The sequence below is a fragment of the Pseudomonas sp. GW822-FHT05A08 genome, assembly GCF_058800485.1.
The window spans coordinates 495,961-508,616 of record NZ_CM179511.1 but is presented as its reverse complement, the minus strand read 5'-3'; the positions used below and the strand labels follow the sequence as shown (position 1 = coordinate 508,616).

The 12,656-nt window shown below is 65.5% G+C and carries 11 protein-coding genes; 6 read left to right on the top strand and 5 right to left on the bottom strand.

All coding sequences use genetic code 11. The annotated features are described in order from the left end of the window. Positions 1-131: 131 nt before the first annotated feature. Positions 132-1,037 carry a TauD/TfdA dioxygenase family protein gene (locus AC3RCP_RS02300; protein WP_041985327.1) on the bottom strand — a complete coding sequence of 302 codons (906 nt, stop codon included), beginning with the start codon at positions 1,035-1,037 and terminating at the stop codon, positions 132-134. A 183-nt stretch (positions 1,038-1,220) separates the two neighbouring features. On the opposite strand from AC3RCP_RS02300, the gene AC3RCP_RS02295 reads away from it, so the two are divergent. Then, entirely contained in the window at positions 1,221-2,141 is a 921-nt protein-coding gene (locus AC3RCP_RS02295) for a LysR family transcriptional regulator (RefSeq protein WP_007932927.1), read from the top strand. A gap of 215 nt (positions 2,142-2,356) precedes the next feature. Here the strand turns inward: AC3RCP_RS02295 and AC3RCP_RS02290 are convergent, their stop codons facing one another. Continuing rightward, positions 2,357-3,379: an ABC transporter substrate-binding protein gene (locus tag AC3RCP_RS02290; protein ID WP_492571727.1), complete on the bottom strand. Its 1,023-nt coding sequence runs from the start codon at positions 3,377-3,379 to the stop codon at positions 2,357-2,359. A gap of 389 nt (positions 3,380-3,768) precedes the next feature. Here AC3RCP_RS02290 and AC3RCP_RS02285 point away from each other — a divergent pair, with 389 nt between their 5' ends. From AC3RCP_RS02285 to AC3RCP_RS02275, 3 genes are read left to right on the top strand one after another with little or no spacing between them, the layout of a single operon-like run. Next, complete coding sequence (locus tag AC3RCP_RS02285) at positions 3,769-5,364, top strand: ABC transporter permease (protein ID WP_492571728.1); 1,596 nt, start codon at positions 3,769-3,771, stop codon at positions 5,362-5,364. Then, on the top strand, positions 5,361-6,188 hold the full coding sequence (locus AC3RCP_RS02280) for an ABC transporter ATP-binding protein (RefSeq protein WP_492571729.1): 828 nt from the start codon (positions 5,361-5,363) through the stop codon (positions 6,186-6,188). The genes AC3RCP_RS02285 and AC3RCP_RS02280 overlap by 4 nt, the downstream gene beginning before the upstream one ends. 14 nt (positions 6,189-6,202) lie before the next feature. Continuing rightward, on the top strand, positions 6,203-7,813 hold the full coding sequence (locus AC3RCP_RS02275) for an arylsulfatase (protein WP_492571730.1): 1,611 nt from the start codon (positions 6,203-6,205) through the stop codon (positions 7,811-7,813). A 242-nt stretch (positions 7,814-8,055) separates the two neighbouring features. Here the strand turns inward: AC3RCP_RS02275 and AC3RCP_RS02270 are convergent, their stop codons facing one another. After that, on the bottom strand, positions 8,056-9,129 hold the full coding sequence (locus AC3RCP_RS02270; protein ID WP_492571731.1) for a fatty acid desaturase: 1,074 nt from the start codon (positions 9,127-9,129) through the stop codon (positions 8,056-8,058). A 100-nt stretch (positions 9,130-9,229) separates the two neighbouring features. Here AC3RCP_RS02270 and AC3RCP_RS02265 point away from each other — a divergent pair, with 100 nt between their 5' ends. Next, positions 9,230-10,234 carry an AraC family transcriptional regulator gene (locus AC3RCP_RS02265; protein WP_009041634.1) on the top strand — a complete coding sequence of 335 codons (1,005 nt, stop codon included), beginning with the start codon at positions 9,230-9,232 and terminating at the stop codon, positions 10,232-10,234. A gap of 45 nt (positions 10,235-10,279) precedes the next feature. Here AC3RCP_RS02265 and AC3RCP_RS02260 read toward each other — a convergent pair whose 3' ends face one another. Continuing rightward, positions 10,280-10,966, bottom strand: coding sequence for a Crp/Fnr family transcriptional regulator (locus tag AC3RCP_RS02260; RefSeq protein WP_492571732.1), 687 nt, complete (start codon positions 10,964-10,966; stop codon positions 10,280-10,282). A gap of 102 nt (positions 10,967-11,068) precedes the next feature. On the opposite strand from AC3RCP_RS02260, the gene AC3RCP_RS02255 reads away from it, so the two are divergent. Then, on the top strand, positions 11,069-11,593 hold the full coding sequence (locus AC3RCP_RS02255; protein ID WP_101336456.1) for an Mpo1 family 2-hydroxy fatty acid dioxygenase: 525 nt from the start codon (positions 11,069-11,071) through the stop codon (positions 11,591-11,593). A gap of 72 nt (positions 11,594-11,665) precedes the next feature. Here the strand turns inward: AC3RCP_RS02255 and AC3RCP_RS02250 are convergent, their stop codons facing one another. Beyond that, complete coding sequence (locus AC3RCP_RS02250) at positions 11,666-12,655, bottom strand: sulfate/molybdate ABC transporter ATP-binding protein (protein WP_007921524.1); 990 nt, start codon at positions 12,653-12,655, stop codon at positions 11,666-11,668. Position 12,656 lies beyond the last annotated feature (1 nt).

The following is a 12,656-nucleotide window of genomic DNA, read 5'->3' as shown; positions in this document are numbered from 1 at the left end:
CGCGCACTCCTGTAGCCGCTGCCGCAGGCTGCGATAAGGCCGAAGGCCTTTGGCGATCTTGAAACCGCCGCGCCCCTTCGGGTCGATCGCAGCCTGCGGCAGCGGCTACAGAGAGCCTTGGGACGCCTCTGTCACAGCCCCTTGATGGTCTGGCTACGCTGCCCGTGCACACCCACCGGCACGTCGCCCTTGAGGGTCACGCGGCGGACCACGCGGTCCTGGGTGCCGTAGTCGTCGACCGCGTAATGCTGGGTCGAACGGTTGTCCCAGATCGCCACGTCACCGGCGGTCCAGCGCCAGCGCACGGTGTTTTCCAAACGCGTGACGTGGCTTTGCAACAGGTTGAACAGGTGCGCCGAATCGGCCTGGGTATAGCCCTTGATGCGCTTGACGAAATGCCCGAGCACCAGGCTCTTCTCGCCGCTCACCGGGTGCACGCGCACCAGCGGGTGCTCGGTCTCGTAGACGGTGGAGGTGAACACCTTGCGGTAGCGCTCCAGCTTCTCCGCCGACACGTCCGGCTTGGCCCCGGCGTAGTCGTATTCGTTGCTGTGCACCGCCCAGAGCTTGTCTGCCAGCTCGCGCAGTTCCGCCGGCAGTTCGTTGTAGGCGGTGGCGGTGTTGGCCCAGACCGTATCGCCACCGGAGGCCGGCGCCACCACCGAACGCAGGATCGAGGCCTTCGGGTAGGCATCGACGAAGGTCACGTCGGTGTGCCAGGAGTTGGCGCGCTGGCCCTCGGCGCCGTCCAGTTCGAGCAGGTAACGGGTGCCGTCGCGCACCGGTACGGTGGGGTGTGCCACCGGCTCGCCGAGCAGGTGGGAGAAGGCTTCCTGGCTCTGGTCGTCGAGGTGGGCCTGGCCACGGAAGAAGATCACCTTGTAGTCCACCAGCGCCTGCTGGATGGCTTCGACCGTGGCGGCGTCCAGCTCGCCGGAGAGTTGCACGCCACGGATCTCGGCGCCGATACGGCCGGCCACCGGGTGGATCTCAAGCGCATGAACAGCGGGTTTAACGGCTAGTGCGGCATTGCTCATCGGGTAGACCCTCGTCTGACTGCTTACGGTTGAGCGGCAGCGAAACAACGCTCTATCTATATTCACTTTAGATCTAATAGATATTCACATGCTTCGTTGACGGAATAAGAGCTTGCATTTAAAACCTCATTCCTCACTCGTCGCAAATGCCTTCGGGCTATTTTTCGGATGCCGGGAAAGCATATGGATCTTCGCCAATTGCGTTACTTCATCGCCCTCAACGAACACCGCAGTTTTGTCCGCGCGGCCGACGCCATGGGCATCACCCAGCCGGCCTTCAGCCGCAGTATCCAGGGCCTGGAGCAGGAGTTCGGCTGCGTGCTGGTGGACCGTGGCAACAAGGATTTGCGTCCCACCCCGGAAGGCCAGGTGGTGTTGCAGCACGCCCTGAGCCTGGTGCAGGGCGCGGCCTTGCTGAGCAGCGAAGTGACGCAGATGACCAAGCTCGACGCTGGCGAGCTGCGCTTCGGTTGCGGCCCGGCGCCGGCGGTGAAACTGGTGCCCGACGCGGTGGCGCAATTCACCGGCATCCACCCCAAGGTGCGCATCTGCCTGGAGGTGGATAACTGGGAAAAACTCAGCCGCAGCCTGAGCCGCGAAGAGATCGAATTCTTTATCGCCGACATCCGCCATTTCGAAGCCGACCCGAACTTCCAGACCCAGCCCCTGACGCCCAAGCGCGGGGTGTTTTTCTGCCGCCCGGGGCACCCGCTGCTGGCCAAGGAAAGCCTGTCGACCAACGACATGTTCGACTACCCGCTGGCCACCACGCTGATCCCGCCGGGAATCCGCAAGCTGCTGGCCAACCTCAGCGGGCGCATCGACTTTTCCCCGACCATCCAGACCGAGCATTTCCCGGCGCTGGTGAAGATCGTGCGCCAGTCCAATGCGATTGGCGTGGGCACCGAAGAAGCCTTCGTCGAGGACATCGAACAGGGTTCCCTGGCGCTGCTGCACTGGCGCAACCTGCCGCAGAACATCGAGAGCATGAACGCCCGCTGCGGCATCGTCAGCCGCACGGGATTTCGCCTGTCGCCGGCGGCCCGCAAGATGATCGAAGTGCTGGTGGCGGTGGATCGGCAGCAGGTCAGCATGGCGTCCTAGGACGCCATCGCGGGCAAGCTCGCGCCTGCAGAAGACGCAATCTGTAGCCGCTGCCGAGCCCGCGAGGCTGCGATCGGCCCCGCAGGGGCCGCAAAACCATGCACCGCCTTCCTCCTGGTAAACCGCATGGACAGATTTGGCGAGGACTGCGTCCTCGTACGCAGCCTCGCAGGCTCGGCAGCGGCTACGGGACGTAAGCGGATTGCCAGGTGGCCTTACAGGCCGGCGGCGGCCAACTGCGGCGCCACCCATTCGCTGACCTTGAACGGCTTGCGGATCAGCCGCTGCTGCGCGGCCAGGTCCACCGCGTCCTGCAATTTACCGAGGAACACCGGGTCCAGGGTCGAGGGGAAGATTTCGCTGAAGCGCTGATCCTTGAGGTCCTGCTGCAGCACCAGCGGCGGGTAGCTGGCCAGCCCCGACACCAGTTCGATATAGGCGTCCTTGTTGCTGTCCTGGGTCAGCCACTGCACGGCCTGTTGCTGGGCCTTGAGCAGCTTCTCCACCACCTCGGGATAGGCATCGACGAAGGCGCCGCTGCCCACCAGCACCGCCTGCACGCTACCGGCGCCGCCCAGGTCCTTGGTGTTCAGCGGCACCTCGGCCAGGCCCTTGGCCTGCAAGGCGTTCAAGTTGGAACCGCCCCAGGTAGCATCGATCTGCTTCGCCGCCAGCGCCGCGACCGCCGCGGTGAAATCCAGGTTGATGATCTTCAGGTCCTTCTCGCTCAGACCCTGGCTAGCCAGCGCGGCATCCAGCGACAACTGCGTGGCCGTGCCGCGGAACACCGCGACCCGCTTGCCCTTGAGGTCCTGCAAGGTCTTGATCCCCGAGCCCGGCACCACTCCCAGGTACTGCTTGACCCCACGGGCGGTGGCGCTCAGCAGGCGGGTATCCAGGCCGTTGGACTTGCCGATGATCGCCGCCAGGTCCCCCAGGTAGGCGAGGTCCACCTGGCCGTTGGCGAAGGCCTCGTTGATCACTGGGCCGGCGCCCTTGAAGTAGTTCCACTGGATGCTGATGCCCTGGTCGGCGAAGGCCTTTTCGAAGATCTGCTGCTGGCGCAGCACGTCCGTCACCCCGCCGCCGCTGTGCTGGGTGCCGGCGCTGAGGTCCGGCACGGCGATGCGGATCTGCTTGAGTTCATCCGCCTGGGCCAGCAGCGGCAGGTACCCCAGGAGCCCCGCCAGGGCCGGCGCGGCGAACAGACTGAGGACGCGTTTGAAGGGAAGGTTCATAAGGTGTGGCTCCTGGCTGCGACGGGCATTGAGGAGCAGAAGGTAGGCTCAAGGCGATCAAAGCTTTAAATACTATAAATTCACATTTTAATAACCTGTTCGAATAAACCAGCCAGGACGCGGCTCTGCGCGGCGTATGCATGGTCAGCATCGAAAATATTCTCCAAATGCATTGGATGCGGCGTGCCTGGAGGCCTTAAATGGCCTCTCTTATCTCTCAATAGCATTGATATAACTTTTTATATAACCAAACACGAACTGTAGGAGCGAGCTTGCTCGCGATAGGCCGCAGGCCGGTTTTGGCCCCGATGCCGCTATCGCGAGCAAGCTCGCTCCTACAGAAAGAAGACGGTTGAAATCAGCAAGAAACCCGACAACGGAGATCGTCCATGGCCCGTGTTTCCCTTCTCAGCTTGCCGTTGGCCGCGCCCGCCGATAAGCCGCTGTCCTGGCCGCGCATCCACCGGCGGCTGTTGCCCTGGCTGCTGCCCCTGGGCCTGTTCGCCCTGTGGTGGCTGGCCAGCCGCAATACCTGGATGAGCGAGCAGATCCTGCCGGCACCGGCATTGGTCTGGAGCAGCGCGCTCGAGCTGGCCGGCGGCGAGCTGTGGAGCCATCTGGCGATCAGCCTGCAACGGTTGGCCTGGGGCCTGCTGGCGGGCATCGGCGCCGGCGCCGTGCTGGGCGCGGCGCTGGGTTCCAGCCGGCGCCTGGAACGCCTGGTGTTCCCCACCTTCGCCGCCCTGTCCCAGGTTCCGACCCTGGCCTGGATTCCGCTGTTCATGGTGTTTTTCGGCATCGGCGAACTGCTCAAGCTGGTGGTGCTGGTCAAGGCCATCGTGGTGCCGGTGACCCTGCATACCCTGGTCGGCGTGCGCGATGCCCAGCCCAGATTGCGCGAAGCCGCCGCCGTGCTGCGCCTGCCGCCGCTGCTGTTGGTCCGCCGGCTGGTGCTGCCCGCCGCCCTGCCCGCCTTCATGGCCGGCGTGCGCCTGGCCCTGGCCGCCGGCTGGACCTCGCTGCTGGCGGTGGAGCTGCTGGCCTCCAGCGAAGGCATCGGCTACCTGATGGTCTGGGCGCGCCAGCTGTTCATGCTGGATATCGTCTTCGTCTGCATCGTGGTGATCGGGGTGATGGGCGTGGCCATGGACCGCGGCATCGGCCTGCTGGACAAGGCCCTGGTGCACTGGCCGCACCCGGCCATCGCGCAGATCCGCCGCGGCCCGCGCTACCAGGGCTGGCAACGCCTGCAGCCGTGGCTGCTACCGCTGTTCCTGCTGGCGCTGTGGCAAGTGGCGAACCAGCTGGAATGGGTCGACGCCAATATTCTGGTGAGCCCGCTGACGGTGCTGCAAACCACCTGGAACGGCCTGCTCGACGGCAGCCTGTCGGGCGGCCTGGGCCTGAGCCTGCGGCGCACCCTCGGCGGCCTGCTGCTGGGGGGCGGCCTGGGGTTTGCCCTGGGCCTGCTGCTGGGCCTGTCGCCTCTGAGCGAACGTCTTCTGGGGCCGACCCTGGCGGCGCTGCGGCAGATCGCCATTTTCGCCTGGGTGCCGCTGCTCACCGCCTGGTTCGGCCTCGGGGAGCTGGCGAAATGGGTATTTGTCGCGCTGGCCGCGTTCTTCCCGCTGTTTATCGCCACCCAGCGCAGCGTCGCCAACCTGTCGCCGCAACTGACCGAGGCGGCGCAAGTGCTGCGCCTGAACCTCTGGCAACGCCTGCGCCGCCTGGTGCTGCCGGGCGCCGCGCCGGGGATCTTCGCCGGCCTGCGCCTGAGCCTGATCTACGCCTGGCTGGGGACCATCGGCGCGGAATATTTCATGCCGTCCAACGGCGGCATCGGCAGCCAGATGATCGGCGCCCAGCAGCTGCTGCGCATGGACCTGATCATGGCCGGCATGCTCCTGGTGGGGCTCACCGGCGCCCTGCTCAACCTTATTGGCCAACAGCTCGAAACCCGCGCCACACGCTGGAGACACGCATGAACGCACCCGCACCTTCCCCCATCGTCAGCTTCAGCCATGTGGGCAAGACCTTCGAGGTCGCCGGCGGCGAGCTGGAGGCGATCCGCGAATTCAACCTGGAGATCGCCGAGGGCGAATTCGTCGCCATCGTCGGCGCAAGCGGCTGCGGCAAATCCACCCTGCTGCGCCTGCTGATCGGCCTGGATACGCAGTTTCGCGGCGAGATCCGCGTCGACGGCAAGGCCGTCAGCGGCATCGGCGGCGAACGCGGCATCGTGTTCCAGGAACATCGCCTGTTCCCCTGGCTGACGGTCGCGGAAAACATCGGCCTGGGCCTGGTCAACGAAGCTTTGAGCACCACAGAACGGCAAACCCGCATCGCCGATTTCATCGAACTGGTGGGCCTCACCGACTTCACCCGCGCCTACCCGCACCAGCTGTCCGGCGGCATGGCGCAACGAGTAGCCATCGCCCGCGGCCTGGTGGCCAGCCCGCGCATCCTGTTGCTGGACGAACCCTTCGGCGCCCTCGACGCGCTGACCCGCCAGCAGATGCAGGACGAGCTGCTGGCGATCCGCGAGCGGGCCAGGATCACCACGGTGCTGGTCACCCATGACGTCGAGGAAGCAATCTTCCTCGCCGACCGCGTGGTGGTGATGGAACCACGCCCGGGCCGGATCAAGCGGGTGGTGGACATCGCCCTGCCTCATCCGCGCCAGCGCAGCAGTTTCGACTTCCACCAGCTGCGCGAAGAACTGCTCCACGAACTGACCCGTGACTATCACTACCAGGTGCCTTTGCCCGCCCAGATCCGTGACCTGCCACTGGCCTTTATTGCTTGCTGACAAGGAGTGAACAGATGCCGCAACGTCCCAACTTTTTGGTGATCCTGGCCGACGACCTGGGCTTTTCCGATCTCGGTGCCTTCGGCGGCGAAATCGCCACGCCGAACCTCGATGCCCTGGCCGAAGGCGGCCTGCGCCTGACCGACTTCCACACCGCGCCGACCTGCTCGCCGACCCGCTCCATGCTGCTCACCGGCACCGACCACCATATCGCCGGCATCGGCACCATGGCCGAGGCCCTGACCCCGGAACTGATCGGCAAGCCGGGCTACGAGGGCCACCTCAACGACCGCGTGGTGGCCCTGCCCGAGCTGCTGCGCGACGCCGGCTACCAGACCCTGATGAGCGGCAAATGGCACCTGGGCCTGACCGCCGAACTGGCGCCCCATGCCCGGGGTTTCGAGCGTTCGTTCTCGCTGCTGCCCGGCGCCGCCAACCACTACGGTTTCGAGCCGACCTACGACGAACACACCCCAGGGCTGCTCAAATCCACCCCGGCGCTGTACATCGAGGACGACCGCTTCATCGAGCAATTGCCCAAGGATTTCTATTCCTCCGACGCCTTCGGCGACAAGCTGCTGCAGTACCTCAAGGAGCGCGACCAGACCCGGCCGTTCTTCGCCTACCTGCCGTTTTCCGCGCCGCACTGGCCGTTGCAGGCGCCCGAGGAGGTGGTCGCCAAGTACCGTGGCCGCTATGACGCCGGCCCCGAGGTGCTGCGCCTGGAGCGTCTGGAAAAGCTCAAGCAACTGGGGCTGATCGAGGCCGATGTGGAGCCGCACCCGCTGCTGGGCCTGAGCGCCGAATGGGCGGCCTTGAGCGAGCAGCAGCGGCAAGTTTCCGCGCGGGCCATGGAGGTCTACGCGGCGATGGTCGAGCGCATGGACTGGAACATCGGCCGGGTGGTGGACTACCTGCGCCAGCAGGGCCAACTGGACAACACCTTTATCCTGTTCATGTCCGACAACGGTGCCGAAGGCGCGCTGCTGGAAGCCTTCCCCAAGTTCGGCCCGCAGCTGTTGACCTACCTCAACCAGCACTACGACAACAGCCTGGACAACATCGGCCGCGCCAACTCCTACGTCTGGTACGGCCCGGCCTGGGCCCAGGTCGCCACCGCGCCGTCACGCCTGTTCAAGGCCTTCACCACCGAAGGCGGGATCCGCGTGCCGGCGCTGGTGCATTACCCGCAGTTGGCGCTCAAGGGGCGGATCAGCCATGGCTTCGGCACGGTGATGGACATCACCCCGACCATTCTCGACCTGGCCGGCGTGCGTCATCCCGGCAAACGCTGGCGCGGCAAGGAGGTGGCGCCATTGCGCGGCAAGTCGTGGCTGGGTTTCCTGTCCGGCGAGACCGCGCAGGTGCATGACGAACACACGGTCACCGGCTGGGAACTGTTCGGCCGCCGGGCGATTCGCCAGGGCCACTGGAAAGCGGTGTACATCCCCGGCCCGGTGGGCCCGGCGACCTGGCAGCTGTACGACCTGAGCCAGGACCCGGGGGAGATCCACGACCTGGCCCAAAGCGAGCCGGGCAAGCTCCACGCGCTGATCGGCCATTGGCAGCAATACGTGGACGAAACCGGGGTGATCCTCAGCGCCTCGCCGTTCCAGCCGGATTGATCCTGTAGCCGCTGCCGCAGGCCACGCTGGTCCGGGCCACGCTGGTCGCAGGACCTCTGGCGATTTCAAGATCGCCACGGCCGTGCCGGCCGATCGCAGCCTGCGGCAGCGGCTACAGGTGGGGGAAAACGCCGAAGGTTGCGCGTCTGCGGAATCGCCATCGCGAGCAAGCTCGCTCCTACAGGTTATCCATGTACTTGTAGGAGCGAGCTTGCTCGCGATTGGCCCTCAAACGCGATACATCACGCCCCGACACCCCGCACCGCCTGCGCCGCCACCTGTTCCTTGCGGATAAAGCGGTTGGCCCGGCCGAAGGTGCCGAAATCGTTGAAGCGCACGCCCATCTCGGCCATCACCTTGTGCGCCACCGGCGCGGTCAGCTGGCGGATGTAGAAGGGTTCCTTGACCACGAAATGATGGATACCGTGGGTGCTGCCGAAATTGAAGCAGAACGCCTGCAACGGCCACAGCCACCAGGGGTTGAGCACCTGGGTCTGCTGGATCACGTTGCCCGCTTCGATGTCGCCGTAGTAATGCATGTTCGAGCTGACGAAGTGCAGGCAGAAGGTGCGCAGCACGTTGGGGCCGACGATCACCACCACGGCGATATCGAGCACCTGCATCACTGCCAGGGTGCTGGCCGACCAGTCGATCGGCGCACCCAGCAGCGCGGCGACGCCATTGGCGGCGTGGAAGCCGAGAAACACATACCAGGCCCCCCAGTGCAACAGCGCCAGTGGTGCGTACACCTTCAGGGTGCGCTTGAGGATGTTGCGCTTGTGCGCCCAGGTCCTGGCGCGCAGGGTGCGGATCAATGACGACATGACATTGTCGCCAACCATCAGCAGGCGGGCGATGCCCCAGGGCTCGCCGTTGGTGATGGCGCGCTCCTCCATGTCGGCCTCGGTACCGGACACCTTGTGGTGATTGAGGTGCAGATGGCGGCGGATCCACGGGTTGATGGTGCTCGGCCGCGCCAGCCAGACCAGCGCCAGCATCAGGTTGTGGGGGACGCGCTGCTTGCGGAAATACATGCTGTGGATCAGGTCGTGTTCCAGCTCGTGGGTCAAGGAGGCGAAAAACGCGTTGAGCAGCAGGCAGGCCCACCAGGCCAGGTACCCGCCGATATAGAGCGCCGCCGTGCCGATCATCCCGGCCAGGGCCAAGGCCAGGATGCCTGCGCCCAGCGCGTCCTGATGCTTGAGCAGCGGGTAGCGCTCGCGCAACTCGACGCCCCTGGCCAGCACCACCTCACGAATATGCGCCGATCGTTGCTGAGCATTCAGCCGGTCGGGACTTGCAGAAGTACCGTACATGCTTCCATCCTCTGGTTATTGATGTTCGCATCCTGCCCTGCGCCCACGCGCCGGGCGCTAGCCGCGGACGCCAACCTGTTGACCGGACGCGCCAACCGCCATGACCGAACCCACTTCCCTCGCCAGCTGGACCCGCGCCCTGCGCAAGCAGCTCGATGCCCTGGGCCTCGACAGCACAGCCCTGTGCCACCAGGCCGGCCTCGACCCACAGCTGATGGATGATCCCAACGCGCGTTACCCGCTGTCGGCCACCACCCGCCTGTGGCAGCTGGCGGTGCAGGCCAGCGGCGACCCGGCCATAGGCCTGCGGGTCTCGCGCTTCGTTAGCCCGACCACCTTCCATGCCCTGGGTTATGCACTGGTGGCCAGCGGCAGCCTGCGGGAAGTGTTCGAGCGCATCGTGCGTTATCACCAGGTGGTCAGCGATGCCCTGGAGCTGGAGCTGACCCGCACCGAGGACCGCTATCGCTTTCGCCTGAAGGTGCCCGAAGGCAATCCGGAGCCGGCGGTCGAGGCCATCGACGCCTTTGTCGCGATCTACGTGCGCACCTGCCGCAACCGCCTGGGCCGCGACTACGCGCCGCTGGCGGTGTACCTGCGACGCCCCGAGCCGGCGGACCCCAGGCAATGGCACACGGTGTTTCGCGCGCCGGTGTTTTTCGGCGCCGACGAGGATCGCCTGGAGTTCGGCCTGCACGATTTCGACAGCCACCTGGACGACGCCAACCCGGAACTGGCCGAACACAACGAGGCGGTGCTCAAGCGCACCCTGATGCAACTGCAACCTTTGACCTGGGAGCGCAAGGTGCGCGGGGTGATCGAGGCCCAGCTGCCGGAGGGCGAACCTTCGGCCGAACGGGTGGCCCAGGCCCTGCACCTGAGCCTGCGCAGCCTGCAACGCCACCTGGCGGACGAGGGTTGTCGCTTCGACACCCTGCTCAACGAATGCCGGGAGAACCTCGCCCTGCTGCACCTGCGCGACCCGCAGTGCTCCCTGAGCGAGATCAGCTACCTGCTGGGGTTCGCCGACGCCAGCAGCTTCAGCCGCGCGTTCAAACGCTGGACCGGGATGACCCCGGGGCAGTTTCGCGATGGGTTGCGTTAGCCGTGGATTGGCGGTGGTAAGGCCGGCCTCATCGCGATCTGCAGGTCAAACTCCGGCCAATACCCGCAACCGCGCTTCGTCGAGGATCTCGATCTCGCCGTAACCCAGCTTGAGAATGCCCTGCCCCTGCAAGTCCTTGAGGATCTGGTTGGTGGTCTGGCGCGACAGCGACAGCAGCAGCGCCAGTTGCTCCTGGGGCAGGTGCAGGACCCGCCGCGTGGTGTCGGTTTCGCCGTAGCCGCGGGCGATCATCAACAGGCGGTTGGCCACCCGCGCCGGGGCCGGCATCAGGCTCAGCTGTTCGAGGTTGATAAAGGTCAGGCGCAGCTTGTGGCTCATCAGCAGCGCCAGCTGCCGCCAGTATTGCGGGTGTTCGTCCAGCAGTTCGAGCAGCGCCGCCTGGGGCACATTGAGCAGGCTGCACGGGCCCACGGCATAGGCGTCATGGGTGCGCGGCTGGCCGTCGAACAGGCTGATCTCGCCGAACCAGTGCGGCGCCTCCACCAGGCTCAGCAGCGCCTCCTTGCCTTGCTCGCTGACCGCGCCGATGCGCACCGTGCCTTCCAGCACCGCGTACAGGCCGCAGGGCGGATCGCCGCGCTGGAACAGGCGCTGGCCCGGCGCCAGCGAGCGCAAACGGGCATTGACCAACAAACTATTCTGTAATTGAGCGGGCAAGCGGCTGAACCACTGGCCGCTCATCAGGCGCTCGCGCCAGACCTGCATCTTCATCGATAGTTTTATCCACGGGGGCAGCGAGCCGATTGTCGCCTAGCCGACAGAACCGGCGATCGGCGCAGGGCATGATTCGATCACCCTACAGGAGGAACAACAATGAAAAGCCTCGTCGACCATCTCAGTCAATACGCCGCCTACCACCGTGATCCGCGCAACATCGCCAGCCACTTTATCGGCATTCCGCTGATTGTGCTGGCCGTCGCGGTGCTGCTGTCGCGCCCCGCCTGGCCGGTCGCCGGGCTGTGGCTGTCGCCGGCGCTGCTGCTGGCGCTGGCGTCCTGCGCGTTCTACCTGCGCCTGGAACTGCGCCTGGGCCTGCTGATGACGCTGTTGATGGGGCTGTCGGTGTGGGCCGGCCATGGGCTGGCGCAGCAAAGCACCCTGGTCTGGCTGGCCAGCGGGGTGGGCATGTTCGTGATCGGCTGGGTGATCCAGTTCGTCGGCCATTACTACGAAGGACGCAAGCCGGCCTTTGTCGATGACGTCTCGGGGCTGATCGTCGGGCCGTTGTTCGTGGTGGCGGAGCTGGCGTTTCTGCTGGGGCTGCGCCAGGCGCTCAAGCATGAGATCGAGGCGCGGGCGGGAGGGGTGCGGGTCAATCCGAAGCGCGCGGCGGTGTAGATCGCAATCGCGGGCAAGCCTCGCTCCTGTTTCTTCTGTAGGAGCGAGGCTTGCCCGCGATGCCTTTGCCTTTTAGATATTGGCGACCTTCTGCCAGACCTTGGGCTTGAAGAACAGCGTCTCGCCCTTGGCCAGCCCGACCAGGCTGTCATGGTCTTTCACCACTTCGGCCTCGATCAGTTCGCTCTGCCCTTCGACCTTCAAGGTCACCCGGGTGGTGGCGCCCAGCGGACGGATATCGCGCACTTCGGCGGCATGGTGGTCGGCCAGTTCGGAGCGTGACAGCGACACTTCGTGCGGGCGGAACAGCACATGGTGATCCTCGCCCAGGTGCAGGCGGTTGGAGTCGCCGAGGAAGTGGTAGACGAAGTCGCTGGCCGGGTTCTCGTACACCTCGCCCGGCGAGCCGATCTGCTCGATCACGCCCTTGTTCATCACCACGATACGGTCCGCCACTTCCATGGCTTCCTCCTGGTCGTGGGTGACGAATACCGAGGTCAGGTTGATGTCTTCGTGCAGCCGCGCCAGCCAGCGCCGCAGCTCCTTGCGCACCTTGGCATCCAGGGCGCCGAAGGGTTCGTCCAGCAGCAGCACTTTCGGCTCCACCGCCAGAGCGCGGGCCAGGGCGATCCGCTGGCGCTGGCCACCGGACAGCTGTTCCGGGTAGCGGTCGGCGAGCCAGTCCAGCTGCACCATGTTCAACAGCTCATGGACCTTCTCGGCGATCTTGCTTTCGCTCGGGCGCTGGTTTTTCGGCTTCATGCGCAGGCCGAAGGCAACGTTGTCGAACACGCTCATGTGGCGGAACAGCGCGTAGTGCTGGAACACGAAACCGACGTTGCGATCGCGCACATCGTGGCCGGAGACGTCCTCGCCGTGGAACACGATGCTGCCGGCGTCCGGGGTTTCCAGGCCGGCGATGATCCGTAGCAAGGTGGTCTTGCCGCAGCCGGACGGGCCCAGCAGCGCCACCAGCTCGCCGCTCTGGATGTCCAGGTTGATGCTGTTCAGGGCCTTGAAGGCGTTGAAGTTCTTGCTGACGTTACGGACTTCGATCGACATG

What these genes read in the sequence shown, in the direction of transcription:
- AC3RCP_RS02260 (WP_492571732.1), bottom strand. Translation starts at nt 10,966, where the DNA reads ATGAAGATGCAGGTCTGGCGCGAGCGCCTGATGAGCGGCCAGTGGTTC.
- AC3RCP_RS02270 (WP_492571731.1), bottom strand. Translation starts at nt 9,129, where the DNA reads ATGTACGGTACTTCTGCAAGTCCCGACCGGCTGAATGCTCAGCAACGA.
- AC3RCP_RS02295 (WP_007932927.1), top strand. Translation starts at nt 1,221, where the DNA reads ATGGATCTTCGCCAATTGCGTTACTTCATCGCCCTCAACGAACACCGC.
- AC3RCP_RS02275 (WP_492571730.1), top strand. Translation starts at nt 6,203, where the DNA reads ATGCCGCAACGTCCCAACTTTTTGGTGATCCTGGCCGACGACCTGGGC.
- AC3RCP_RS02280 (WP_492571729.1), top strand. Translation starts at nt 5,361, where the DNA reads ATGAACGCACCCGCACCTTCCCCCATCGTCAGCTTCAGCCATGTGGGC.
- AC3RCP_RS02300 (WP_041985327.1), bottom strand. Translation starts at nt 1,037, where the DNA reads ATGAGCAATGCCGCACTAGCCGTTAAACCCGCTGTTCATGCGCTTGAG.
- AC3RCP_RS02255 (WP_101336456.1), top strand. Translation starts at nt 11,069, where the DNA reads ATGAAAAGCCTCGTCGACCATCTCAGTCAATACGCCGCCTACCACCGT.
- AC3RCP_RS02265 (WP_009041634.1), top strand. Translation starts at nt 9,230, where the DNA reads ATGACCGAACCCACTTCCCTCGCCAGCTGGACCCGCGCCCTGCGCAAG.
- AC3RCP_RS02290 (WP_492571727.1), bottom strand. Translation starts at nt 3,379, where the DNA reads ATGAACCTTCCCTTCAAACGCGTCCTCAGTCTGTTCGCCGCGCCGGCC.
- AC3RCP_RS02285 (WP_492571728.1), top strand. Translation starts at nt 3,769, where the DNA reads ATGGCCCGTGTTTCCCTTCTCAGCTTGCCGTTGGCCGCGCCCGCCGAT.
- AC3RCP_RS02250 (WP_007921524.1), bottom strand. Translation starts at nt 12,655, where the DNA reads ATGTCGATCGAAGTCCGTAACGTCAGCAAGAACTTCAACGCCTTCAAG.